Source organism: Cellulomonas flavigena DSM 20109 (genome assembly GCF_000092865.1).
GTDB classification, from domain to species: domain Bacteria; phylum Actinomycetota; class Actinomycetes; order Actinomycetales; family Cellulomonadaceae; genus Cellulomonas; species Cellulomonas flavigena.
Genome location: NC_014151.1, coordinates 937507 through 958102, shown reverse-complemented (window position 1 = coordinate 958102; position 20596 = coordinate 937507). Strand labels below are relative to the sequence as shown.

General features: G+C 75.0%; 22 protein-coding genes, 1 tRNA gene and 1 pseudogene. 8 read left to right on the top strand and 16 right to left on the bottom strand.

The window, feature by feature from the left end:
• Nucleotides 1-12: 12 nt before the first annotated feature.
• The 5 genes from CFLA_RS04430 to CFLA_RS20325 all read right to left on the bottom strand — a co-directional run bounded on the left by CFLA_RS04430 (nt 13) and on the right by CFLA_RS20325 (nt 4999).
• Nucleotides 13-687 (bottom strand): SIMPL domain-containing protein, encoded by a 675-nt coding sequence (locus CFLA_RS04430; protein ID WP_013116125.1) that lies wholly within the window; start codon nt 685-687, stop codon nt 13-15.
• A 1-nt stretch (nt 688) separates the two neighbouring features.
• Nucleotides 689-1672: a ribose-phosphate diphosphokinase gene (locus tag CFLA_RS04425; RefSeq protein WP_013116124.1), complete on the bottom strand. Its 984-nt coding sequence runs from the start codon at nt 1670-1672 to the stop codon at nt 689-691.
• Nucleotides 1669-3339: a bifunctional UDP-N-acetylglucosamine diphosphorylase/glucosamine-1-phosphate N-acetyltransferase GlmU gene (gene glmU, locus CFLA_RS04420; protein WP_013116123.1), complete on the bottom strand. Its 1671-nt coding sequence runs from the start codon at nt 3337-3339 to the stop codon at nt 1669-1671. Before glmU ends, CFLA_RS04425 begins: the two co-directional genes overlap by 4 nt.
• Nucleotides 3340-3464: 125 nt before the next feature.
• Nucleotides 3465-4862 (bottom strand): glucuronate isomerase, encoded by a 1398-nt coding sequence (gene uxaC / locus CFLA_RS04415; protein WP_013116122.1) that lies wholly within the window; start codon nt 4860-4862, stop codon nt 3465-3467.
• Nucleotides 4859-4999, bottom strand: a complete 141-nt coding sequence (locus tag CFLA_RS20325) for a hypothetical protein (RefSeq protein WP_013116121.1) — start codon at nt 4997-4999, stop codon at nt 4859-4861. The genes uxaC and CFLA_RS20325 overlap by 4 nt, the downstream gene beginning before the upstream one ends.
• A 131-nt stretch (nt 5000-5130) precedes the next feature.
• Here CFLA_RS20325 and CFLA_RS04410 point away from each other — a divergent pair.
• The 4 genes and pseudogenes from CFLA_RS04410 to CFLA_RS04395 all read left to right on the top strand — a co-directional run.
• Nucleotides 5131-5331: pseudogene (locus tag CFLA_RS04410) on the top strand (bifunctional D-altronate/D-mannonate dehydratase); the annotation flags it as partial.
• 5 nt (nt 5332-5336) lie between these two features.
• Entirely contained in the window at nt 5337-5888 is a 552-nt protein-coding gene (locus CFLA_RS04405; RefSeq protein WP_013116120.1) for a gluconokinase, read from the top strand.
• Nucleotides 5889-6016: 128 nt separating this feature from the next.
• Nucleotides 6017-6610, top strand: a complete 594-nt coding sequence (locus tag CFLA_RS04400; protein WP_013116119.1) for a TIGR00645 family protein — start codon at nt 6017-6019, stop codon at nt 6608-6610.
• Between the two features lie 79 nt (nt 6611-6689).
• Nucleotides 6690-7961, top strand: coding sequence for an MFS transporter (locus CFLA_RS04395; RefSeq protein ID WP_013116118.1), 1272 nt, complete (start codon nt 6690-6692; stop codon nt 7959-7961).
• On the opposite strand, the gene CFLA_RS04390 is transcribed toward CFLA_RS04395, so the two are convergent.
• Together CFLA_RS04390 and CFLA_RS04385 are read right to left on the bottom strand one after the other, a co-directional pair.
• The gene (locus CFLA_RS04390) at nt 7933-8673 is read right to left on the bottom strand and encodes an SDR family NAD(P)-dependent oxidoreductase (protein WP_013116117.1); all 741 of its coding nucleotides are present in this window, start codon (nt 8671-8673) and stop codon (nt 7933-7935) included. The two genes, CFLA_RS04395 and CFLA_RS04390, sit on opposite strands and share 29 nt — an antisense overlap.
• Nucleotides 8674-8840: 167 nt before the next feature.
• Nucleotides 8841-8912, bottom strand: a tRNA-Gln gene (locus CFLA_RS04385).
• Between the two features lie 106 nt (nt 8913-9018).
• Between CFLA_RS04385 and CFLA_RS04380 the strand changes: the two genes are divergently transcribed.
• Complete coding sequence (locus CFLA_RS04380) at nt 9019-9621, top strand: TetR/AcrR family transcriptional regulator (RefSeq protein ID WP_043599766.1); 603 nt, start codon at nt 9019-9021, stop codon at nt 9619-9621.
• A gap of 36 nt (nt 9622-9657) precedes the next feature.
• Here CFLA_RS04380 and CFLA_RS04375 read toward each other — a convergent pair whose 3' ends face one another.
• The 3 genes from CFLA_RS04375 to CFLA_RS04365 are packed head-to-tail and all read right to left on the bottom strand — an operon-like array spanning nt 9658 to nt 12403.
• Nucleotides 9658-9954 (bottom strand): hypothetical protein, encoded by a 297-nt coding sequence (locus CFLA_RS04375; protein ID WP_013116115.1) that lies wholly within the window; start codon nt 9952-9954, stop codon nt 9658-9660.
• Nucleotides 9951-11222 carry a hypothetical protein gene (locus CFLA_RS04370; RefSeq protein ID WP_013116114.1) on the bottom strand — a complete coding sequence of 424 codons (1272 nt, stop codon included), beginning with the start codon at nt 11220-11222 and terminating at the stop codon, nt 9951-9953. The genes CFLA_RS04375 and CFLA_RS04370 overlap by 4 nt, the downstream gene beginning before the upstream one ends.
• Nucleotides 11223-11224: 2 nt before the next feature.
• The gene (locus tag CFLA_RS04365) at nt 11225-12403 is read right to left on the bottom strand and encodes an SHOCT domain-containing protein (protein WP_013116113.1); all 1179 of its coding nucleotides are present in this window, start codon (nt 12401-12403) and stop codon (nt 11225-11227) included.
• Between the two features lie 225 nt (nt 12404-12628).
• On the opposite strand from CFLA_RS04365, the gene CFLA_RS04360 reads away from it, so the two are divergent.
• Both CFLA_RS04360 and CFLA_RS04355 read left to right on the top strand, forming a co-directional pair.
• Nucleotides 12629-13147 carry a MarR family winged helix-turn-helix transcriptional regulator gene (locus CFLA_RS04360; RefSeq protein ID WP_013116112.1) on the top strand — a complete coding sequence of 173 codons (519 nt, stop codon included), beginning with the start codon at nt 12629-12631 and terminating at the stop codon, nt 13145-13147.
• Nucleotides 13148-13151: 4 nt separating this feature from the next.
• A complete protein-coding gene (locus CFLA_RS04355; protein ID WP_013116111.1) occupies nt 13152-14345 on the top strand; it encodes an MFS transporter in 1194 nt (397 codons plus the stop codon).
• 24 nt (nt 14346-14369) lie between these two features.
• Here CFLA_RS04355 and CFLA_RS04350 read toward each other — a convergent pair whose 3' ends face one another.
• The 6 genes from CFLA_RS04350 to CFLA_RS04325 all read right to left on the bottom strand — a co-directional run bounded on the left by CFLA_RS04350 (nt 14370) and on the right by CFLA_RS04325 (nt 19765).
• Nucleotides 14370-14720, bottom strand: a complete 351-nt coding sequence (locus CFLA_RS04350) for an ArsR/SmtB family transcription factor (protein WP_245530302.1) — start codon at nt 14718-14720, stop codon at nt 14370-14372.
• 3 nt (nt 14721-14723) lie between these two features.
• Complete coding sequence (locus tag CFLA_RS04345) at nt 14724-16550, bottom strand: ABC-F family ATP-binding cassette domain-containing protein (RefSeq protein ID WP_013116109.1); 1827 nt, start codon at nt 16548-16550, stop codon at nt 14724-14726.
• A 7-nt stretch (nt 16551-16557) separates the two neighbouring features.
• Nucleotides 16558-17031, bottom strand: coding sequence for an SRPBCC domain-containing protein (locus CFLA_RS04340; protein ID WP_013116108.1), 474 nt, complete (start codon nt 17029-17031; stop codon nt 16558-16560).
• Nucleotides 17032-17126: 95 nt separating this feature from the next.
• Nucleotides 17127-17921, bottom strand: a complete 795-nt coding sequence (locus CFLA_RS04335) for a TrmH family RNA methyltransferase (protein ID WP_013116107.1) — start codon at nt 17919-17921, stop codon at nt 17127-17129.
• Between the two features lie 81 nt (nt 17922-18002).
• Nucleotides 18003-19091 carry a sensor histidine kinase gene (locus CFLA_RS04330; RefSeq protein ID WP_043598786.1) on the bottom strand — a complete coding sequence of 363 codons (1089 nt, stop codon included), beginning with the start codon at nt 19089-19091 and terminating at the stop codon, nt 18003-18005.
• Entirely contained in the window at nt 19088-19765 is a 678-nt protein-coding gene (locus CFLA_RS04325) for a response regulator transcription factor (RefSeq protein ID WP_013116105.1), read from the bottom strand. The genes CFLA_RS04330 and CFLA_RS04325 overlap by 4 nt, the downstream gene beginning before the upstream one ends.
• A gap of 151 nt (nt 19766-19916) precedes the next feature.
• Here CFLA_RS04325 and CFLA_RS04320 point away from each other — a divergent pair, with 151 nt between their 5' ends.
• On the top strand, nt 19917-20594 hold the full coding sequence (locus tag CFLA_RS04320; protein ID WP_013116104.1) for a hypothetical protein: 678 nt from the start codon (nt 19917-19919) through the stop codon (nt 20592-20594).
• Nucleotides 20595-20596: the final 2 nt, after the last annotated feature.

The following is a 20596-nucleotide window of genomic DNA, read 5'->3' as shown; positions in this document are numbered from 1 at the left end:
AACCTGACGATCCTACCGGACTGCGGGGCCGTCCTCGACCGTCGCGTCGGCCCACGCCCACGTGACCGTCACCGCGGCCTGCACGGTCTGCTCGCCGGGCTCGACCGGGAGCGCGAGCGTCTCCGCCCGGGCGCGCGCGAAGCGCGGGGTCGCCGCACCACCCGGCTCGTCCTCCTGCACCCGCAGGACGGGCCCCAGGGCGCGTCCTGCCAGCCCGGCGAGGTGCTCGGCCTTGGCCACCGCGTCCGCCCACGCGGCCTCGCGCGCCGCGGTCTGCGCACCGCCCGGGTCGCTGACGACCAGGCGCAGGCCCCCGAGCCGTACGGGCGCGCCGCCCGCCGCCACGGCGGTGCCGATGACGTCCCCGGCCCGTCCCACGTCCCGCAGCGTGACGACCAGCCCGAGCCGCGCCACGACCCGCAGGACCTCACCCTCGGGACCGGACTGCTCGGTCCACGTCGACGTGCTGCCGGTGCGCACCGCGCGGTCGTCGACGCCCTCGTGGCGCAGCGCGTCCCGCACGGCGGCGAGCGCGTCGGTCGCCTCGCGCAGCGCCGCGCTCACGTCCGCCGCCCGCACCTCGGTCGCCAGCTCGGCGACGACGACGTCCGGGACGGCGTCGGCCGCGCCGGACCCGCGCACGGTCAGCCCGCCGTGCGGGTGCTCGCCGTGCGCGGGGCCCGGCACGTCAGGCGTTCCCGTCGAACAGCGAGGTCACCGAGCCGTCGTCGAAGACCTCGCGGATCGCGCGCGCCAGCAGGGGGGCGATGGACAGCACCGTGAGCTGCGGGAAGCGACGCTCCTCGGCGATCGGGAGGGTGTCGGTGATGATGACCTCGCGCGCACCGCACTCCTGCAGTCGCTCCGTCGCGGGGTCGGACAGCACGCCGTGCGTCGCCGCCACGATGACGTCCTTGGCGCCCGCCTCGAGGACGACGCGCACGGCCCCCGCGATCGTGCCGGCGGTGTCGATCAGGTCGTCGACGATGACGCAGCTGCGACCCTCGACGTCACCGACGACACGGTTGGAGACGGCCTTGTTGGGGCTGCGGATGTCGCGCGTCTTGTGGACGAACGCCAGGGGCCCTCCGCCGAGCTTCGCGGCCCACTGCTCGGCGACGCGGATGCGGCCCGCGTCGGGCGAGACGACCGTGACGTTCGACGTGTCGACGCGCGTACGCACGTACTCGACGAGGATCGGCTGGGCCCACAGGTGGTCGACCGGGCCGTCGAAGAAGCCCTGCGTCTGCGCGGCGTGCAGATCGACGCTCATGATGCGGTCGGCACCGGCGGTGCGGAACAGGTCCGCCATGAGACGGGCCGAGATCGGCTCGCGGCCGCGGTGCTTCTTGTCCTGCCGCGCGTACGGGTAGAACGGGGCGATGACGGTGATCGTCTTGGCCGACGCACGCTTGAGCGCGTCGACCATGAGGAGCTGCTCCATCATCCACTGGTTGATGGGCGAGCAGTGCGACTGCAGGACGAACGCGTCGCTGCCGCGCACGGACTCCCCGAACCGCACGTAGATCTCGCCGTTGGCGAAGTCGTACGCGGTGGTCGGCAGCAGCTCGATGCCCAGGGAGTCCGCCACGTCCTGCGCGAGCTCGGGGTGGGCCCGGCCCGAGGCCAGGACCAGTCGCTTCTCCCCGTCGTGGCTGATGATGCCGGTCATCGCTGCTGCCCGCCCTCGGTCGTGGTGCTGCCCGCGGGGGTGTCCGTCGGGTCGTCGAGCTCTGCCGGCTGGCCCGGCAGCCGCGGTGGCGGCGTCACCGGGATGGCGGCGGTCGCGGCACGCTCCAGCTCCGCGCGCGCCTGCGGCGACAGGCCCGCGACGTCGCGGGTGCCGCGGGCGCGGGCGGCGGCCTCGGCCGCGGGAGTGCCGGCGCGCGAGCGTGCGACCCAGCCCTCGATGTTGCGCTGCGCGCCGGCGCTGACCGCGAGCGCGCCCGGCGGCACGTCGCGGCGCACGACCGTGCCGGCGCCGGTGTACGCGCCGTCGCCGACGACGACGGGTGCGACGAACATGTTGTCCGAGCCGGTGCGCGCGTGGGAGCCGATGACCGTGCGGTGCTTGTTGACGCCGTCGAAGTTGACGGTGACGGAGGCGGCGCCGATGTTCGAGTGCTCCCCGATGGTCGCGTCGCCGACGTACGACAGGTGCGGGATCTTCGACCCCGTGCCGATCTGCGCGTTCTTCGTCTCGACGAACGTGCCGATCTTGCCCTGGGCGCCCAGCTCGGTGCCGGGGCGCAGGTACGCGAACGGGCCGACGGTCGCGCCCTCGCCGACGACGGACGACGAGCCGTGCGTGCGCACGACGATCGCGCCGGCGCCGACCTCGACGTCGGTGAGCGTGGTGTCGGGGCCGACCGTGGCGCCCTCGCGCACGACGGTCGCGCCGTGCAGCTGCGTGCCCGGCAGCAGCGTGACGTCGCGCTCGAGCTCGACGTCGACGTCGACCCACGTGGTGGCGGGGTCGACGACGGTGACACCCTCGCGCATCCAGTCGTCGAGGACGCGGCGGTTGAGCTCGGCCCGCAGGGCGGCGAGCTGCACGCGGTCGTTGACGCCCTCGACGCTCATGCGGTCGTCGGTGCGCAGCGCGCGCACGTGCCCGCCGTCGCCGCGCGCGATCGCGAGCACGTCGGTCAGGTACACCTCGCCCTGCGCGTTGTCGCGGCCCAGGCGCGCGAGCGCGGAGCGCAGCACGCCGGCGTCGAAGACGTACACCGACGTGTTGATCTCGGTGACCTCGCGCTGCGCGTCGGTCGCGTCCTTCTCCTCGACGATGCCCAGCACGTCACCCGTCCCGGGCTCGCGCAGGATCCGGCCGTAGCCCGTCGGCTCGGGGACCTCGGTGGTGAGGACGGTGACGGCGTTGCCGTCGGCGGCGTGCGCCGCGAGCAGCTGGCCCAGCGTGCCCGCGTCGAGCAGCGGGACGTCGCCGGCGACGACGACGACCGCGCCACCGAGCACCGAGTCGGCCGCGGCGCCGCCCACGTCGTGACCCGTCGCGGCGGCGTCCGCCGCGGCGGCCTGCGCCGCAGCGTCGAGGGCCGTCATCGCGAGCTGCACGGCACGCCCGGTACCGGGGATGTCGTCCTGGTCCACGAGCAGCACGTCCGGGTCGGTCCCGAGCACGTGCGCGGCGACGCGCTCGCGCTCGTGGCGGACGACGACGGCGACGCGGTCGGGCTCGAGCGCGCGGGCGGCGGCCAGCGCGTGGCCGACCATGCTGCGCCCGCCGAGGGTGTGCAGGACCTTGGGGGTGGCGGAGCGCATGCGGGTGCCCTCACCCGCTGCGAGGACGACGACGGCGGCTGGGCGGGGGACGGTCACCAGGGGGTGCTCCTCGCGGGTCTGCCCGCATGCGGGCGGTGGTTCTGCCGTGATGGGACTCTACCGCTGCTCCGTGGGCCCCCGGCGACGCACCGCACCCGCGGCCGCGGTGCGTCGCCCACGTCTCACAGCCGGAAGACCTCCCGCGGGCGGCCCGCCACCAGGTCGACGAGCGCGCCCGCCGCCTCGTCCTCGTCGAGCCGGTGCTCGGCGACCAGCGACGCGAGGAAGCCGGCGTCGAGCCGGCGCGCCATGTCGTGCCGCGCCGGGATCGACAGCAGCGCCCGCGTGTCGTCGATGAAACCGCTGGTCCTGCTCAGGCCGGCGATCTCGGTCACGGACTCGCGCCACCGCCGGATCGAGGCCGGCGCGTCGAGGAACCACCAGGGCGTCCCCACGTACACCGACGGGTAGAACCCGGCCAGCGGCGCGAGCTCGCGGGACGTGACGGACTCGTCGAGGGTGAAGAGCACCACACGCAGGTCCGGGTGCGTGCCGTAGCGCTCGAGCAGCGGCCGCAGGTGGTCGGTGAACGCGCCCGGCAGCGGGATGTCGTGGCCCGTGTCGGGGCCGAACCGCTCGGCCGTGGGCCCGTGGTGGTTGCGCCGCACGCCCGGGTGCAGCGTCATCGTCAGGCCGTCCTGCGTGGACAGGTGCGCCATCTCCAGCAGCATGTGCCGGCGCAGCGCGACGCCCTCCGCGGCGCTCACCGAGCCGACGAGCGCGCGGCCGTACAGGCGCTCGGCGTCGGCGTCGTCGAGCGGTGCCGTGCCCACGTCCTCGTGGCTGTGGTCGCTGGACACCGCACCGTGCGCCCGGAAGTACGCGCGCCGGTCGGCCATCGCCGCCACCCACCCGGCGTACGTCACCGTGGACGTGCCGGCGGCCTCGCCCAGCCGCTCGACCGCGTCGGCCCAACCGGGCGCCGCGGGCTCGAGGTACCGGTCGGGCCGGAACGTGGGCAGCACGCGCGTGGTGAACGTCGGGTCGTCGCGCAGCGCGGCGTGCGCCGCGAGGTCGTCGACCGGATCGTCCGTGGTGGCGAGGACCTCGATGCCGAACCGTCGCAGCAGCGCGCGGGGCCGGAAGTCGGGGCGGGCCAGCCGGTCGGTGATCGCGTCGTACAGCTCGTCGGCGGTGTCGGGGCCGGGCCGCAGGTCGGTCCCGAGCACGTCACGCAGCGTCGAGTCGAGCCAGTACCGCACCGACGTGCCGCGGAACACGTGCCAGTGCGTGCACAGCGCACGCCAGGCGGTCCGGGCATCGGCCTCGTCGAGCGGCCCGCGGCCCACGCCGAGCGTCTCGAGCGGGACGCCCGACGCGTGCAGCAGGCGCGTCACGTAGTGGTCCGGCGTGACGAGCAGCGACGCGGGGTCGGTGAACGGCTCGTCGTCGAGCAGGAGCTGCGCGGGGACGTGGCCGTGGGGCGAGAGGATCGGCAGGTCGCGGACCTGCTTGTACAGGTCGCGGGCCAGCGCGCGCACGCCCGGGTCGAGCGGCAGCAGGCGGTCGTCGTGGGTCATGCGCCCTCCCCCGTCGTGGCGTCGGTCGCGCCGGCGCGCGCGGCGCGGCGCTCGGCGACCTCGGCCACCATCCGCGCGTGCACCTTCTCGGTCAGCGGGTACACGAGCATGATCAGCACGCCGATCGTGATGAACACCGCCGGGACGAAGCCCGCGACGTACCGGATGCCGTCGAGCGTGGCGGTGCTCTGCGTGTCGCCAGGCCCAGCAGGGCGTAGGTGACGTGCGCGTAGACGAGCTTGCCCGTGCCGCCCAGCCCGCCGGGCGCATCCAGGAGTACATGCAGCACGGTGAGCGCACCAACGAGGTCTTCCAGCAGTCCATGACGTTCACCGACGGGTTCCTGCACCCGGGCGGCCAGCCCGGCCTGGGCGTCACCATGGACCTCGACGAGGCCGGCAAGTACCCGTACCAGCGGGCGTACCTGCCGTACAACCGGCTCGCCGACGGCACGGTCCACGACTGGTGAGCGCGATGACCGCCACCGGCCACCCCACCACCCGCGCCGCAGCGTCGCGGCCGGGTCGGGCCGCCGTGCCCCGCGTCGTCGTCATGGGCGTCGCGGGGTGCGGCAAGTCCACCGTGGGCTCGACGCTCGCCCGCCTGCTGGGCGTGCCGTTCCTCGACTCCGACGCGCTGCACCCGCCCGCGAACGTCGCCCGCATGAGCCGTGGCGTCCCGCTGACGGACGACGAGCGCGCGCCGTGGCTCGCCGCGGTGGGCGCGGAGATCGCCGCGGCCCCCGACGGGCTCGTCGTGGCGTGCTCGGCGCTGCGCCGCCGCTACCGCGACGCCCTGCGCACCGCGGCACCCGGGACGGTGTTCGTCCACCTCACCGGCACGCGCGACCTGCTGGCCGCGCGCATGACGGCACGGCTCGACCGCTTCATGCCGCCGGCGCTGCTCGACAGCCAGCTCGCCACGCTCGAGCCGCTCGAGACCGACGAGCGCGGGTGGTCGCTGAGCGTGACGTGGCCGCCCGACGAGCTCGCGGCGAGCGCGGCCGAGCGCGTGCTCACCGCGTAGGGACCGCCGCCGGGCCCCGGACCGTTCCTGCGCCGTGGAGGGCGCCGCGGGAACCCCGGGGCCCCGGCGCGCGTTCAGACGTCGCCGACCCGCACGGGTCGGGCCCCGCCCCGTCCGCAACGAGAACCGTGACGTCGTCGACCCCCGCGACCGTGGAGCCGACCGAGCCGAGCCGTCCCTACGCGCGCTCCGTCTCGTCCCTCGTCTTCTTCTCGCGGTGGCTGCAGCTGCCGCTGTACCTCGGGCTGATCGTCGCGCAGATCGTGTACGTGTGGCAGTTCCTCAAGGAGCTGTGGCACCTGATCGACTTCTCGGTCTTCGGGCACGAGGTCAAGGGCATGGAGGAGTTCGGCGGCGAGGCCACGACCATGCTCATCGTCCTGGGCCTCGTCGACGTCGTGATGATCTCCAACCTGCTCATCATGGTGATCATCGGCGGCTACGAGACGTTCGTGTCCCGCATGCGCCTCGACGGGCACCCGGACCAGCCGGAGTGGCTGAGCCACGTCAACGCCAACGTGCTGAAGACCAAGCTCGCGATGTCGATCATCGGCATCTCCTCGATCCACCTGCTGCGCACGTTCATCGAGTCGTCGGTGGGCGACGTGAGCGGCGAGACGATGATGTGGCAGACCCTCATCCACGTCGCGTTCGTCGCCTCCGCGCTGGCGCTGGCGTGGATCGACCGGCTGGCCCAGGGCACGGCGCGCCCCGCGCACTGACGCCCGCCCCGCGGGTGGTGCGCGGCGGTGCGCGTGCGACAGTGGCCGCAGCCCCGCCGCCGCACCACCCGAGGACCCCGTGCCCGCGCTCACCTACGTCGCCACCCGCCGCTCCGCCCACGCGGGCTACGTCGTGCAGGCGATCGTCAACAACCTCGCACCGCTGCTGTTCGTCGTCTTCCACACGTCGCTCGACGTGCCGGTCGCGCAGCTCGGGGTGCTCGCGTCGCTGAACTTCGGTGTGCAGCTGCTCACCGACCTCGGGGCGGTGCGGGTCGTCGACCGGGTGGGGTACCGCCGGCCGCTGGTGCTGGCGCACGCGCTCGCGGCGCTCGGCCTGGTGCTGCTCGCGGTCCTGCCTCTCGTGCTCGCCTCGCCGTTCGTCGGGCTGTGCGTCGCGGTCGTCGTCTACGGCGTCGGCGGCGGTCTGCTCGAGGTGCTCGTCTCCCCCGTCGTCGAGCACCTGCCGAGCCCGCCGGAGGAGAAGGCCGCGGGCATGGCGCTCGCGCACTCGTTCTACTGCTGGGGGCAGCTCGCGGTCGTCGTGCTCACCACCGCGCTGCTCGCCGTGCTCGGCACCGGGCTGTGGCCGGTGCTGCCGGTGCTGTGGGCGGTCGTGCCGCTGGTGAACCTCGTCGTGCTGCTGCGCGTGCCGATGCCCGCGACCGTGCCAGACGAGCACCGCACGCCGCTGCGCGCACTGTTCGGCACGCCGCTGTTCCTCGCGGCGCTCGTGCTCATGACCACCGGTGGCGCCGCCGAGCTGACGATGGCGCAGTGGTCCTCGTTCTTCGCCGAGCAGGGCACGGGCGCGCCCAAGGAGGTCGGTGACCTGCTGGGCCCGGGGCTGTTCGCGCTGCTCATGGGGCTGGGCCGCGCCGCGTACGGGGTGTGGGGGCACGACGTGCCGCTGCGGCCGCTGCTCGCGGCGTCCGGGGCCGCGGCGGCCGTCTGCTACGTCGTCGCGGCCACCGCCACCGTGCCGGTCGTCAGCCTCGTCGCGTGCGCGCTGTGCGGGCTCGCGGTCGCGCTGCTGTGGCCCGGCACGTTCTCGCTGACGTCGGCGCGGTTCCCGCTGGGTGGTGCCGCGATGTTCGCGGTGCTCGCGCTCGCCGGCGACGCGGGCGGCACGTTCGGCCCGCTGGGCGCCGGGCTGCTCGCGGACGCGGCCGACGGCCCGTTGGCCGGCCTGGCCGCGGCACTGCCGGGCGACGCGGGCACGGGCCTGCGCGCGGGGCTGCTGCTCAGCGCCGCCGTGCCGCTGGTGTTCGCGGTGACCGTGCTGGTGACGGGACGTGCGCGCGCCGGGCGCACCGACGCGGTCAGCGACCGAGGTACGCACCCCCGTTGACGCTCAGCACCTGCCCGGTGACGTACCCGGCGTCCGGGCCGGCGAGGTACGCCACGGCAGCCGCCACGTCCGCAGGCGTGCCCGCGCGCCCGACGAGCGTCTGGCCGACGAGCGCGTCGTGGCGCGACGATCGGCCGCCCGGGTCGAAGAACTCGGTGTCCTCGACGTAGCCCGGCGCGACGACGTTGACGGTGATCCCGTCCGGGCCGCCCCGGGCCGCGAGCTCGGCGCTCCACGCCACGAGCCCGGCCTTCGCGGCGCCGTACGCGCCACCGCCGCCGCGCTGGCCCGCGATCGAGCCGATCGAGACGACCCGGCCGCCGGGCCGCGCCAGCGCGGGCCAGAGCGTCTCGGTGAGCAGCATCGCGGACAGCAGGTTCTGGTCGAGGACGCGGCGCCACGCCTCCAGGCGGCCGTGCAGCCCGGGTGACGCCGCACCGCCGACGCCGCCGGCGTTGTTGACCAGCACGTGGACCGCCGTGCCGTCGAGCACCTCCGCGACGCGCTGCACGTCGTCGGGGTCCGTGAGGTCGGCCGCGACCGCCGTCACCGCGTCAGGGCCGTGCCCCCGCACGACCGCGTCGAGCGGCTCCAGCCGACGCCCCACGACGACCACCCGTGCCCCGTCGGCCACGCACCGGTCGGCGACCGCACGGCCCATCCCGGTGCCGCCACCGGTCACCACCACGGTACGCCGCCCCGCCTGCGCCATGCGTCGCCCGCCTCCCGTCGTCGGCCCCCACCGGACCACGCCGGCGAGACTGACCCACGACGCTAGCCGCCCCGCGTCACCCCGTCCTGTGCAGCGCCTGTGCAGCGAACTGGACGGCTGACGTCCCGTTCGCCTCACGCGGCGCTCACGGGAGTCGCGCGGCGGGGCTCCGCCCCCAGGATTCGAACCTGGACCGCAAGGCTCCAAAGGCCTGCGTGCTGCCGTTACACCAGGGCGGACCGGCGCCCCAGTCTGCCAGGTCGTCCCGCCGCGTCGTCGCTGCGCAGCGGCTCGGCACGGCACAATGGCCGGATGTCGTCCGACGCCAAGCGGTCCCGCGCGCGCATGACGGGCACCCAGCGGCGCGCGCAGCTGCTGGACGTCTCGCGCAAGCTCTTCGCCGAGAAGGGGTTCGACAACACCTCGGTCGAGGAGATCGCGGCCCGCGCCGAGGTGTCCAAGCCCGTGGTGTACGAGCACTTCGGCGGCAAGGAGGGCGTCTACGCGGTCGTCGTCGACCGCGAGATCCAGGCCCTCACCGGTGCGCTGACCGACGCGCTCGAGCAGGGTGGGCACCCCAAGGTCATGGTCGAGCGCACGGCGCTCGCACTGCTGTCGTACATCGAGGCGTCGGAGGACGGGTTCCGGATCCTCGTGCGCGACTCACCGGTCGCGCAGGCCACCGGCACGTTCTCCTCGCTCATCGGCGACGTCGCGTCGCAGGTCGAGCACCTCCTGGGCGCGCAGTTCAAGAAGCAGGGCCTCGACCCCAGGACCGCGCCGATGTACGCGCAGATGCTCGTCGGCATGGTCGCGCTCACCGGCCAGTGGTGGCTCGACGCGCGCAGCCCGCGCAAGGCGGACGTCGCCGCGCACCTCGTCAACCTCGCGTGGAACGGGCTCGAGGGGCTCGAGCGGCGCCCGGAGCTGACGCAACCCAGCCCCTAGGGCGCCGCCCGGCCGGTCGGTGCGCGGCGGACCGCGTCAGCGCGTCGTGACCTTGCGGCTGTTCGCGCCCTGCATCCGCGCGCTCTTCAGGCCCGTGCGGCGACCCGTGAGGGTGTCGTCCGCCTGCACGTCCTGCATCTGCGAGCGCGTCTCCGACTCGTGGTGGTGCCGCTTGTCGGTGTTGCGGTAGCGCAGGTGCTGCCACCCGGCGAACAGCGGCCCGGCGAGCAGCAGCAGGAGGACCAGTCCCCTGCCGTCACCCTCGCCACCGCCGGCGCTCGCCAGGACGTCGCCCGCGGCGGCGAGCACGTCCAGGGCGACGACGCCGGTCACGAGAGCACCCACAGGACTGCCGCAGCCACGGCGCCGACCGCCTCGACGACGGCGGACACCGCCAGGAGTCGCGGCCAGTTCAGCGGCACGCTGCCCATCGTCTCCCCGGTCCGGCCGTTGACGGCCACGTAGTGCAGCAGGGTCGACCCGTCCTTCCTCGTCTGCAGGTAGCTGTAGAGCCACACCGGCAGGTAGGCGCTGACCCAGCGCTCGCCCTGCACGTCGAGGTCGGTGGTGTCCCACCGCACGCCGCGGTCGTAGAAGCCGATCGTCTCGTCGGCCCGCCAGCGTGCGATGTCGCGCACCTGCTGGTGCACGGCGCCACGCAGCCCGTCGACGTCGACGTCACGCCGCTCGGAGGTGAAGCCCTGCAGGTAGCGCGGGTCGTAGCGGACGCTGTTCTCGACGTCGAACGGCAGGATCGTGTTGATCACGTTGTTGGACGTGCGGGACGTGTCCCGGTCGAGCCGCTCGGTCGAGGACTCGACCGTCAGGTCGTCGACGTGCAGGTCGAACGTGCGGCGCACGTCGTACACGTCGGCGTCGTAGCGCCGCTCGCTGTGCGTCTCGCCCTTGGCGTTGCGCACCTGCACCGTGTACGAGCGCGTCTGGTGCTCGCCCTCACCGGTGAGCCGCGCACGCGTGTTGACGTCGACGACCATGTACGGCAGGTACACGCCCAGGACGTTCTCGGGGGAGAACTCCGCCTTGAACTGCCGGTGGGCGAAGAACTTCCGCTTGCCGACGAACTCCGCGACCCTCGTCACGGCGTCGGCCTTGGTCACGCTGAACGGCAGCACCATGTCCGGCACGGCGCCGTTGGGCACCTGCTCGGTGAGCGACAGCGTGTTGCGGCACCAGTGGCAGCGCGCCTGCACGCCGGCCTCGATGACGACCTCCGCACCGCACGCGGTGCACTTCAGCGTCACCGCCGGGTCGGCCGTGACGGCGGCCGTCCCGGACCCCACGACGACGCCGCGCAGGTCGCCGATCGCGCCGTCGAGGTCGAACGACGCCAGCGCGTTCTCCGTGCGCCACTCGTGGCGGCAGAAGTTGCAGCGCAGCATGCCGGTCGCCACGTTGAGCGACGCGTCGGAGGCGCCGCAGCGCTCGCAGCGCACGATGCCGTCGCCGCGGTCGCCCTCGGTGCTGACGACGCGGGGGCCGTCCGGCGGCTCGACGCCCGGGAACCCGGGCGCGGGGGTGGCCCCCGTGCCCGGGTCGGGCGTCCCCTCGGCCCCGGCCTGCGGGGCGTGGACGTCGCTCATGCCTACAGGCCGAGCGCCTTCGCCTTGGCGGCGTCGTAGTCGTCCTGCGTGATGAGGCCCTGGTCGAGCATCTGCTTGAGCTGCGTGAGCTTGGCGACCGGGTCGTCGGCGGCCGGCGCCGCCGCGGGCGCGGCGGCGGGCTGCCCCACGGGCTGCTGGAGGGCTCCGGCCGCACCGCTCGCCGCGTTGAGGCCCAGGCCCAGCACCGCCATGTTGGCCGCGCCGCCCCCACCCTCGCCGGCAGCCTGCATGCCGCGGGCCACGGACTGCTGCAGGAAGGAGTTGCCGCGGGCACCGCCGAGCGCGTCGGCCTTCTTGACGTCGGACAGCAGCGCGCGCGTGTCCTCGTCGTACTCGATCGCGGCGATCGCGACCTTGACGATCTGCAGGCCCCGCTGCGACACCCACTGGTAGCCCTCCTCGACCGCGCCCGCGAGCGCGAGGCCGAAGCCGACCGTGTCGCTCTGGATCCGCGTGATGCGGTTCCCCTGCGACGGGTCGTTGGTGTAGCGCGAGAAGGCGCCCGCGAGCGAGCTGACGACCTCGGTGAACAGCTGGCCGGCCGCCGGGTTGTCGAGGTCGGAGAAGTCGAACACGGGGCCGCCGGGCGTGAGGTACGTCAGCGGCACGAAGCCCTTGACCAGCAGGACGGGGTCGACGATCTTCAGCGTGTACGTGCCGCGCGTGACCGCCCCGACCTGCGCGTTGAGGTAGGCGTCGTCCCAGTAGATCTCCGACTGGGTGCCGAACCGGTTGTTCGGGATCTCCTTGAGGTTCACGTAGAACGCGAGCTGCTGCGACCCGGGCCGGCCCCCGAACTTGAACCGCTCCCAGGACGTCAGGACCGTCGACGCGAGGATGCCGTCACCCGCGAACACGGACCGTGAGTTCGGGTCCTCCGAGCGGTACTCGTACCCGCCGGGCTCGGCGACGAGGCCCGTGAGCTGCCCGTCCTGGAACGTCAGCAGCGCGACGCCCTCGGGCACGACGATGCGGCTGCCGTTGGTGATGATGTTCTCGGACGCCTTGGTGTTCGACCCGCGGCCGGCGTTCTGCCCGCGCGGCACCGCGGGGAAGATCGCCGCCGTCGGCGCGAGGCCGTCCGGGGGCGTGAGGAAGTCCTTCCACTGGTCGGCGAGCGTGCCGCCGATCGCCCCGGCGAATGCCTTGATGAATCCCACGGTGGTCCTCCGGCTCAGGGTGCTGCGGACCCGGGCCGTGGACCGGCCGGGGCCTGACACGCGGCACAGTAGCGCCCAGTCTCCCCCAAAGTGCCCACGGCGCCCCGATCTCACCCGCTGCGACCGCGCGCAGCGCATCGTCGCAGGCCACGCGCGTCATCCTGGGCCCGGCTCGCCCGCGTCGGACCGCCTGGAAACGTCTCGACGTCGACTAACCTGACGCCCATGGCCGAGACCGACACCGGCCGCCCGCCCCGCGACGAGGTCGACCGCATCGTCCTCGCGTGGCAGCGCGAGCGCCCGGACCTGGACGTGCGGCCCCTGACCGTGCTCTCGCGCGTCAGCCGGCTCGCGCGCCACCTCGACCTCGCGCGCCGCGCCACGTTCGCGCGGCACGACCTGGAGACGTGGGAGTTCGACGTGCTCGCGGCGCTGCGCCGCGCCGGCGAGCCCTACCGGCTGTCCCCCGGTGCGCTGCTCACCCAGACCCTGGTCACCAGCGGCACCATGACCAACCGCATCGACCGCCTCGCCGAGCAGGGACTGGTCGAGCGCATGCCCTCCCCGGACGACCGCCGCGGCGTCCTCGTGCAGCTGACGCCCGCAGGCCTGCGACGCGTCGACGAGGCGTTCAGCGCCCTGCTCGCCGTCGAGCGCGACCTGATCGGCGACCTGCCGGAGGCGGACCGCGAGCGCCTCGCCGAGCTGCTGCGCGACGTGCTCACCCTGTTCGACGCGTCGTGACGGCGTGACCGCCCGCCACGCGCGCGGCGGGGTCCTGCTGGCGGCGCTGCTGCTCGTCGCGCTCAACCTGCGCGGGCCGATCACCGCGCTCGCGCCCGTCGTGGAGGACGTCGGCGCCGACCTGGCGCTGACGCCCGCCGCCGTGGGACTGCTCACCGGGGTTCCCGTGCTCTGCTTCGCGGCGCTCACGCCGGTGGCAGCGGTCGCGCTCGCGCGAGCCGGGACGACGCGGATGCTGGCGGCCACGCTGGTGGCGATCCTCGCCGGGACGCTGCTGCGGTCCTTCGGCGGCGTCCCGGGCGCGTTCGCGGGGATGCTGGTGATCGGCGCTGCGGTCACGGTCGGCAACGTCGGCGTGCCGACGGTGGTCGCACGTGACTTCCCCACGCAGGTGCCGCGTGCGATGGGGCTGTTCTCGGCCGTCATGAACGCCGGGGCCGCACTGACGACCCTCGGGACCGCACCGCTCGCGTCGCTCATGGGGTGGCGGTGGGCGCTGGCGTCCTGGGGCGCGCTGGCCGTGGTGGCGCTGGCCGTCTGGGCGCGCGTGCACGCAGGCGTGGACGGGCCGCCCGCCGCGCCGACGAGCGTCCCCGGGACGGTCGCGACCGGGCCCGCGGTGCACGTGCTGCGCCGGCCCGTGACCTGGCTGCTGTGCGCGGCGTTCGTCGGGCAGGCGTCGTCGTACTACGGCGCGACGACGTGGCTGCCGTCGGTGCTGCACGACGACGCGGGACTGGGCCGCGCGGCCGCCGGCGCCGCGGCGTCCCTGTTCCAGGTCCTCGGCGTGCTGGGCAGCGTGCTCGCGCCGTTCGTGCTCGCCCGCCGGGTGCCGCCGCGGGTCGTGGTCGTGGGCGTCGCGGCGTGCTGGCTGTCGCTGCCGGTGGGTCTGCTGCTCGCGCCGGGCGGCTGGGCGGTGTGGGCGACGCTCGCGGGGCTCGCCCAGGGGGCGAACTTCGTCCTGCTGTTCACCGTGGCTGCCGCGGCGGCGGGTTCCCCGGCCGACGTGCGGCGGATGTCCGCGACGGTGCAGACCGTGGGGTACTCGGTGGCGGCGGTGACGCCGAGCGTGCTGGGCGCGCTGCACACCGCGTCGGGCGGCTGGACGGGCCCGTTGCTCGCGGTCCTCGGCCTGCTCGTGCTGCAGGTGGGGACGCACACCGTCGCCGCAGGGGCGCTGCCGCGCCGCACCGCCTGACCACGACCCGACGGGTGCGCCGCGTCAGGCGTCCGGCGCGCCGGCGAGGTGCTCCGCGAGACGGTCCAGCCGCTGCTCCGCCGGCAGCCGGTGCCGACCCAGCCACGCGCGCGCCGGTGCCGTGGCGTCCGGCACCAGGCGGTACGTGCGCACGCGGCCCGTCTTCTCGGACTCCACGACGCCCGCACGCTCCAGCACGCCCAGGTGCTGCACGACCGACGGCAGCGACATCGCGAACGGCTCCGCGAGCGTGCTCACCGACGCGGCCCCGTGCGTGAGCCGCTCGACGATCGCCCGGCGCGTCGCATCGGACAGCGCGTGGAACAGCGCGTCGAGGTCGGCGGTGCCGCTCGGCACCGTCCCGCCCGGCGTCACGGCTCAGCCCGCGGTCTCGGCGGCCTCGAGCCACGCGACCTCGAGCTCCTCACGCTCGGCGGCGAGCGCACGCAGCTCGGCGTCCAGCGCGAGGACCGCCTGGTGGTCGGTGGCCTGGGCGGCCATGCGGTCGTGGAGGTCCGACTCGAGCGCGGCGATCCTCTCGAGCCGACGTTCGATGCGCTGCACCTCCTTGCGGGCGGCGCGCACCTCGGCGGCCGAGGGCGCGGGCGGCGAGGACGCCTCGACGACCGTCGGAGCGTCACCGGCCTCGGCCGCCGCAGCCGCGGCGCCGACACCGGACGCGCCGGGCCCGCCCGCGAGCGCGGCGGCCCGCCGCTCGAGGTACTCCTCGATCCCGCCCGGCAGGTCACGCAGCCGCCCGTCGCCGAGCAGCGCGACCTGCCGGTCGCACACGCGCTCGAGCAGGTACCGGTCGTGCGAGACGACGACGAGCGTGCCGGGCCAGCCGTCGAGCAGGTCCTCGACGGCGGCGAGCGTGTCGGTGTCGAGGTCGTTGGTGGGCTCGTCGAGCAGCAGCACGTTGGGCTCGGCGACGAGCAGCCGCAGCAGCTGCAGACGGCGGCGCTCCCCGCCGGACAGGTCCCGCACGGGGGTCCGGGCGCGCTCGCGCGTGAACCCGAGCCGCTCGACCAGCTGGCTCGCGGTGAGCTCCTTGCCACCGACGACGACCGTGCTCTTCTCGCGCTCGACGGCCTCGACGACGCGCAGGTCGGCGACCTCGTCGAGGTCCTCGACGTCCTGCCGCAGCTCGGCGACCTGCACGGTCTTCCCCCGCTTGACGCGCCCGGACGTGGGCTGCGCGCGGCCGGTGAGCAGCCGCAGCAGCGTCGACTTGCCGGCGCCGTTGACGCCGACGACGCCGTACCGGTCCCCCGGGCCGAGCCGCCACGTCACGTCGTCGAGCAGCACGCGGCCGTCGGGCAGCGTGTAGGTGACGTCCTCGAGGTCGAGCACGTCCTTGCCGAGCCGGGCCGTGGCCGTGCGGGCGAGCGCGAGCGAGTCGCGCGGCGGCGGCTCGTCGGCGATCAGCGCGGTGGCCGCGTCGATGCGGAACTTGGGCTTGGACGTGCGCGCGGGCGCTCCCCGGCGCAGCCACGCGAGCTCCTTGCGCAGCAGGTTCTGCCGCTTGGCCTCGGTGGTCGCCGCCTGCTGCGCACGCTCGGCCCGCGCGAGCACGTAGGCGGCGTACCCGCCGTCGTACTGGTCGACGACACCGTCGTGGACCTCCCAGGTGCGCGTGCACACGGCGTCGAGGAACCAGCGGTCGTGCGTCACGACGACGAGCGCACCGTTGCTGCGCGCGTACCGCTCGACGAGGTACGACGCGAGCCACGCGACGCCCTCGACGTCGAGGTGGTTGGTCGGCTCGTCGAGCACGAGCACCTCGTCGTCGCGCACGAGCAGCGCCGCGAGCGCGACGCGCCGCCGCTGGCCGCCGGACAGCTCGTCGAGGCGGGCGTCGAGCGCGACGTCGGCCAGCAGGCCGGCGTGCACCGTGCGGATCCGGGCGTCGGACGCCCACTCGTGCGCGTCGGCGTCGCCGTGCACCGCGTCGAGCACGGTGCCCGTCATGAGCTCGTCGCGCTGGTCGAGCAGCGCGACGCGCGTGCCGCCGGCGCGCGTGACGCGGCCGGAGTCGGGCTCCTGGCGGCCCGCGAGGACGCGCAGCAGCGTGGACTTGCCCGCGCCGTTGGGCCCGACGACGCCGATGCGCTGGCCGTCGTCGACCCCGAGGCTGACGCCGTCGAGGAGGGTGCGGGTACCGAGGGTGAGGTGGACGCGGTCGGCGCCGAGCAGGTGGGGCATGAGGGCCTCAGCCTGCCAGGTACGCCGCCAGGGTGTCGAAGATGCCGCGCATGCCCTGCTCGCGGCCGGCCGGGTCGTCGAGGCCGTCGAGGTGGGTGCCCTGCTCGGTGTAGCGCAGGGAGGTGCGGTCGGGGCCGTCGGCGGTGAGCTCGTAGGTCGCCACCGACGTGGAGATGTGTACGCCGTCGAGCCACATGTCGTACGTGAGCACGACGCGCTGCTCGTCGACGATGTCGGTGTACGTCGCCACGTAGCGGCTGAGGGGACCACCGTGGAACTCGCCCTCGCTGACGGCGGTGCCGCCGACGCGGAAGTCGTCGGTGTCCTCGAGGGTGTCCCAGGCGTCGCTGGTGCCGAACCACTCGTGCTTCTGCACGGGGTCGGCGAAGGCCTGCCAGACGCGCGCGACGGGGACGTCGAACGCGCGCTCGACGACGAAGGTCGAGTGGACGACCGAGCGGGGTGCGGCGACGGTGCTCATGGTGACCTCCGGGGGACGCGACGACGGACAACACTTAGGCGATTGCTTAAGTGTTGTCCGTCGTGGTCACCGCGTCAAGGCCCCCGCGCGACGCGTCAGGACGCGAGGTTGCGCACGGCCCGGGCCCCCAGCGCGATCCCGACCGCCACCGACACGTTGAGCGAGTCCGCGGCCGTGCGCATCGGGATCGACACCGTCCGCGCCCCGGCCGTCAGCTCCGCCGACGCCCCGCGCTTCTCGCTGCCGAAGACCAGCGCGAGCCGCTCCCCCAGCGCCGCCAGGTCCCCCGTGCCGAGCTCGCCGGCCGCCTCGAACGCCACCAGCGGCACGTCGAGCTCCCGCAGCGCCGCGGTGGCCTCCTCGCGCGTGGCGAGCACCACCGGGAGCGAGAAGACGTAGCCGCGGCTCGCGCGCACCACGCGGCGGTCCAGCGGGTGCGCGAGGTCGCTGTCGACCAGCACGACGCCCGCCGCGCCCAGCGCGTACGCCGTGCGCACCGCCGCGCCGACGTTGCCCACGATCCGCACGCCGTCGAGCACCACGACGTCCCCCGGCCGGCCCGCGAGGTCCGCGAGGCTGGTCGGGCGCGGGGTCCGCGCGACGCCCACGACGTCGGGCTTGCGCTCGCCGCGGAACAGCTCGTTCCACACCGCGGGCGCCACCTCCTGGATCGCGACGCCGCGCGTCCGGGCGGCGGCCCCCAGCCCGGGGCCCACGTCCGCACCCTCGAGCGCGTACACGCCGAGCACCTCGAGACCCGCGCCGAGCGCGTGCGTCAGTGGTTCGGGGTCCTCCACGAGGAGGGTCTTCGTGGCCGCGCGCGGGCGGCGCACGAGGTCGTCGATCCGCTGGACCTGCGGGTCCGAGCGGGACGAGATCACGTCGGTCATCGGTACGTCTTCCTGGTCGTCGGTGCGCGGACGACGGCCCGCGCCTGCCCCCGACACTGCCACAGCCGCGACCCGGCGGCGTCAGCGGTCCGCGAGCGGCAGCGTCACGGTCGTGCGCACGGCACCGGGGCCGGCGGGGGCCACCTCCGCACCACCGCGGTGACCCACCGCGATGCTCCGGACGATCGCCAGCCCCAGCCCGTGCCCGCCCGCACCCGTGGCACCCCCGCGGTGGAACGGCTCCAGCAGCCGCGCAGCCTCCTGCGGGGTGAGGGTGGGGCCGTCGTTGACGACGTCGAGACGCGCGCGCCCGTCCGTCGTCCCCACGCGCACGCGCACGCGCCCGCCCGCCGGGGTGTACCGCGTGGCGTTGTCGAGCACGTTGTCGACAGCACGCGCGAGCAGCGTCTCGTCGCCGCGCACGACCGACGGCGCCAGGTCGACCGTCACCGCGAGGCCCCGCCCCGCGACGCGCTCCGCGTACCCGTCGAGCACCGCCTCGACCGTGCCCGCCAGGTCCACCACCTCGCAGGCCACCGGGTCCACCTCACCGCGCGCGAGCTGGAGCAGCGCCGCCACGAGCGCCGCGCTGCGCGCGTTGGCCGCCAACGCGCGCCGCACGTCCGGCACGACGTCGTCCGGGAACCGCCCCTGCGCGAGCGGCGCCTCCAGCGCCGCGCGGGTCGCGGCCAGCGGCGTGCGCAGCTCGTGCGACGCGTCGGCGACGAAGCGCTCGCGGTCCTCGAAGCCGCGCTGGAGCCGCGCGAGCATGGCGTCGATCGTGTCGCCCAGCTCCTTGATCTCGTCGTCGGGTCCGGGCAGGTCCAGCCGCGCGTGGAGGTCGCGCTCCGACGTCGCGCGCGCGAGCCGCGTGACGTCGCGCAGCCGCGACAGCGAGCGGCCCGCCGACCACCAGCCGGCGACGGCCGCGAGCAGTGCGCACACCCCGACGATCGCCAGGCTCCACGCGAGCGCCCCGCCCAGCACGGTGTCCCGCACCCCCACCACGACGCCCGTGACGTCCCCCGAGCCCACCGCGACGGTGCGGACCTGCGCGTCCAGCAGGTGCGCCACCACGAGGTACTGCGCGAGCAGCACGCCCACCCCCGCGGCCGTCGCCACGAGCGCGACCAGCACCGCGAGCCGCGCCCGCACCGGCCAGCGCCTCACCCGCGCACGTCGATCCGGTAGCCGAAGCCGGGCTCGTACCCGACGACCCCCGGGAACCCGAGCTTGCGGCGCAGCTGGTACACCACGACCTTGACGACCCCGCGGGTGCGCTCGTCGGGGTCCTCCCAGACCGTGTCGAGGAGCTGCTCGACCGTGCGGAACTCCCCGTCGGCGCGCACGAGGGCGTCGAGCACGTCGAGCTCCTTGGGCGTCAGCCGCAGCGGCCGCCCGGCACGCTCGGCGGTGCGGCGGGCCCGGTCGATCGTCACGTCGCCCACCGTCACCACCGGCTCGCGGTCCGCCGTCACGGGGTCGCGACGCACCAGCGCACGCAGCCGCGCGGAGAGCTCGGCGTACGCGAACGGCTTGGGCAGGTAGTCGTCGGCGCCGAGGTCCAGGCCCCGCACCCGGTCGGACACCGCGGCGGCCGCCGTCAGCATGAGGATCCGCGCCGGGTGGCCCGCCGCGACCAGCGCGCGGCACACCGCGTCGCCGCCGAGCACGGGCAGGTCACGGTCGAGCAGCACGACGTCGACGTCCTGCAGCCCCGCCGCGGTGAGCGCCTGCGCGCCGTCCGCGACGGCCGTCACGCGGTAGCCCTCGCGCGTGAGCGCCTCGTCGAGCGTCACCCGCAGGTCCTCGTCGTCCTCGACCACCAGCAGCCGCGCCGTCACCCGTCACCCCCTGCCCCGGGCACCCGGCGGCACCCGGGGCCAGTGTGGCGCAGGCGCCGGTGAGGCGGCGGTGAGGACGTCCCTCACCGCCGCCCCACCACGACGTGGGTACTCCTGGGAGGGCCCGCAGGAGACGACCACGGAGGCCACCATGACCGCACGCCGCACGACCCCCCGCCGCACCCGCACCACCGCGCTCGCCGCCGCCGTCGCGCTGGCCGGCGGCGCCCTGCTGCTGGCGTGCGCGCCGACCCCGCCGGGCCACGGACCCGCGCGGATCGCCGACAGCCTCGCCGAGCTCCTCGAGGCCGAGCTCGCGCTCGACGACCTGTCGGACCTCGAGCGCGACGTGCTGCAGCGCGCCGTCGACACCGGCCGGATCGAGCAGGCCGACTACGACGAGGCGATGGCCCGCTACCTGCGCTGCATGGCCGACGCGGGTTTCGAGGTGGACGCCCGGCAGCTCCTCAACGGCCTGTACCAGCTCACCCACGAGCGCCCCGACGGTGCGGACGACCCCGGGTACACCCTGGAGTACCTCGAGACCGGCGACGCGTGCGCGACCGGCACGACCCGGCGCATCGAGGCGTTCTTCACGCTCCAGCAGGCCAACCCCGACCTGCTCGCCGACCCGTACGAGGTCGCGGTGCGCTGCCTGACCGCGGCCCGGCTGGTCGACGGACGCCTCACCGCCCGCCGCCTCGAGCGCCTCGTCGACCGCGGGCTCGCCGGCGTGCCGTTCGACGTCATGAGCCTCGAGGCCCAGACCTGCTTCCACGGCGCCGGGCTCGCCGTGGCCGTGGGGGCCCCGGCGAGCCCGGCGAGCTGACC